Origin of the sequence: Micromonospora sp. NPDC047134, from assembly GCF_040643455.1 — a bacterium.
Classification (GTDB): domain Bacteria; phylum Actinomycetota; class Actinomycetes; order Mycobacteriales; family Micromonosporaceae; genus Micromonospora.
This window is the reverse complement of sequence record NZ_JBEYUI010000063.1, coordinates 1-1,307: the sequence shown is the minus strand read 5'-3', so window position 1 is coordinate 1,307 and position 1,307 is coordinate 1. Positions and strand designations below refer to the sequence as shown.

Genomic DNA, 1,307 nt, shown 5'->3' with positions numbered 1-1,307 from the left:
CCGCCGAACACGAGGCCCTACACGCGATGACCCACCCGGTCACCGCACCCCTGAAAACCAGCTAACCAACTGTCCATCAAACCCGGGGCTTGACAGTTCGACGCCTACGCCACCTTCTACCCGCCCGACGGCGTGAGTGTCGAAGCCCATGAACGCGCTGTGATCGACGTACTCACCCAGCACACCCCTGACCAGCCCTGGTGGCTGGGCTATCTGGACACGGGTGCCCACAACGTCGTCTTCCCCCTCGCGCTGAGGGTGTCCCTCTACTGGAACTGGCCCTATGTGCTGGTCGAAGCCGGACCCGAACAAGCCCTCACCTGGCGGACCGGCCACATGCGCGCCGGCAATGGCTCGTTACCCGATCTGTTCTTCCCTGCAGATCACTCCTGGCTCGTCTCCGCCCTCTGGGACGACATATGGACCGACATCGGCGGGACCACCACACTGATCACCGCCCTGCACGACAATCCGCTGGTCAACGCTCGCCGGGTCGGGACCGACGAAGACGCCCTTCCGCCAGGACTCGCGCGCGACTAGTCACACGCACCACTAACAATGCTGGCGGATCCCCTCGCCGGGCCAAACTCACCTGCGGGTGATGACCCCGGCGGTTAGCCGCTTCCTCGCCTGAAGCTCTGAGCCTGGCACTAAATTCGCTTTCATGCCCACCCCGGACAACATGGCATGAAGGAGACATAGTGATCTCGCGAAGGCAGTTGCTGATCGCAGGTGCTGGCAGCGCAGTCCTGCTGGTCGCTCCGCGTGGGGCATGGGCAGCGCCCATTCGGCTAGCGCAGCCGATACTCGATCCCACGACCATCCAGAAGTACGTGACGGAGTTGCTGATCCCGCCAGCCATGCCACCGGCGCGCAAGCACGGCAAGCACAAGATCGAGGAATATCTGATCGGGGTACGGCAGTTCTCGCAACAGGTCCTGCCACCGGGTCTGCCAAGCACGACGGTCTGGGGCTACGGCTCGGCCGTGCACAAGGGGACTTTCAGCTCCCCGTCGTTCACGATCAACGCTCGGGCGGATCACCCGGTGCGGGTGACTTGGATCAACCAACTGGTCGACAAGCGGGGGAAGTTCCTGCCGCACCTGCTGCCGGTCGACCCAACCCTGCACTGGGCCAACCCCCCGGGCGGGATCGCCGGACGGGACTCCATGCCCACGTTCACCGAGACGCCCGGCCCGTACATCGGTCCCGCGGAACCTGTCAAGTCAAGTGAGACGTTTTCGTGGTCAGGTGTTCTGTAGTTCGGTGGGTTGAGCTGCGGGTTTGTTGATCCATACGGTGGTCGG

Annotated in this window: 2 protein-coding genes; both read left to right on the top strand. The window is 63.8% G+C overall.

The genetic code is table 11. From position 1 onward, the window contains the following. Nucleotides 1-159: 159 nt before the first annotated feature. Entirely contained in the window at nt 160-540 is a 381-nt protein-coding gene (locus ABZ795_RS28760) for a hypothetical protein (RefSeq protein ID WP_357532643.1), read from the top strand. A gap of 161 nt (nt 541-701) precedes the next feature. Continuing rightward, nucleotides 702-1,262 (top strand): hypothetical protein, encoded by a 561-nt coding sequence (locus ABZ795_RS28755; protein ID WP_357532642.1) that lies wholly within the window; start codon nt 702-704, stop codon nt 1,260-1,262. Nucleotides 1,263-1,307: the final 45 nt, after the last annotated feature.